Origin of the sequence: Mogibacterium kristiansenii, assembly GCF_009695905.1 — a bacterium.
In the GTDB taxonomy this organism is placed as follows: Bacteria; Bacillota; Clostridia; order Peptostreptococcales; family Anaerovoracaceae; genus Mogibacterium_A; species Mogibacterium_A kristiansenii.
In genome coordinates, this window is sequence record NZ_VUNA01000043.1 from 1 (window position 1) to 1,162 (window position 1,162).

Sequence of the window (1,162 nt, forward strand, 5' to 3'; positions counted from 1 at the left end):
AAGATCGCAGGGCTCACGGCGGACCATTAGCCTGTAGGTAACCAATCCACGAATAACAGAGTGGCCACATGCCGGGAACTGTTAAATCAAAGCTCTTTCCAGATGCTGTCAAGAAAATACAAATGTGACATGCCGGGAGATGAAACTTTCTTGTAATCGCCTCTTGACAACGGTCACTTCATAACAGGCTTTCTGTAGTAAGAGTTCTCATAACTTTTATCTTTCTCACACCGACAGGAAGAGCAGTGTTAAGTCCGTCCATCTGCTGCCACTTAAGGATTGAAAGCTGACAGAGCTTCTTCCTTGCCGCAGTCATAATGGCTTCCGTATCATCATCAAGCTGTTTCTTGGTATCTGCCATGTGAACCAGAGTGAGTACGGCGAACATCATCCTCTGGTCTCTGGTGGTCAGATCCTCCAGGAACTCCTTTGTTTCCTTCCTCTGAAGCTCCAGGTCATACGGGAGCATGGCAGAGAAATTGTTGTTGGCATTCTGACGGCGCTGCCAGTTGGCGGCATTTGTCTTAACTCCAAGCATAAGGTTTTCAACCTGTCTTACAGCCTCATCTGCCGGAATCGGCACTACATCTATGCTAAGCATCAGATTGCGCGAGATGTCGGTAGCAGGGCAATTCCGATTGCCTGCAGTGCTCCGTGAATATTAACTATTACGTTCCATATGGCGCCGCCCTTGAATGCTTTAGGCGACTGTGTCAGCAGTGTCCATATCTCTGCCAGCTTCTCATTCCAGGTACCGAGTGTGTTCTGCAGGTTCTGAACAACCCAGTTATCACTCATCTGCTAACCTCCTCTCCGTTCTTTAAGGCAAAATCCGCACGCAGCCAGCACGTCGGCACTGGCCGCAGCAATCACGATTAATCTCTTCATAAGCTCACCTCCTTCGTTCTTTCGAAAAATAGCGATAATAAAAAAGCTCGGAGTGTTAGTCCGAGCCATGTAATACCATATCTACGTTGTTATGTTATTTAGTTTCATATTAAATCCCATAAATCCAATTGACAGAGGAACTTTTTGGCTCTTCACGAATTTTTGTGGGATAGTTATTTGAAACTATCCCTCATTTTTAATTGGAATGCCCCGAGCGACCCGCGCTGCGAGGACTTTTTTGCAGGTATTGTCCTCGCAGCTATAGAGCGTGCGT

At 46.7% G+C, this 1,162-nt stretch carries 2 protein-coding genes; both read right to left on the bottom strand.

From position 1 onward, the window contains the following. Nucleotides 1-178 precede the first annotated feature (178 nt). A complete protein-coding gene (locus FYJ65_RS09465; RefSeq protein WP_465223474.1) occupies nucleotides 179-538 on the bottom strand; it encodes a hypothetical protein in 360 nt (119 codons plus the stop codon). A 62-nt stretch (nucleotides 539-600) separates the two neighbouring features. Further along, nucleotides 601-798 (bottom strand): hypothetical protein, encoded by a 198-nt coding sequence (locus tag FYJ65_RS09470; protein WP_154555076.1) that lies wholly within the window; start codon nucleotides 796-798, stop codon nucleotides 601-603. Nucleotides 799-1,162 lie beyond the last annotated feature (364 nt).

What these genes read in the sequence shown, in the direction of transcription:
- FYJ65_RS09465 (WP_465223474.1), bottom strand. Translation starts at nt 538, where the DNA reads ATGCTTGGAGTTAAGACAAATGCCGCCAACTGGCAGCGCCGTCAGAAT.
- FYJ65_RS09470 (WP_154555076.1), bottom strand. Translation starts at nt 798, where the DNA reads ATGAGTGATAACTGGGTTGTTCAGAACCTGCAGAACACACTCGGTACC.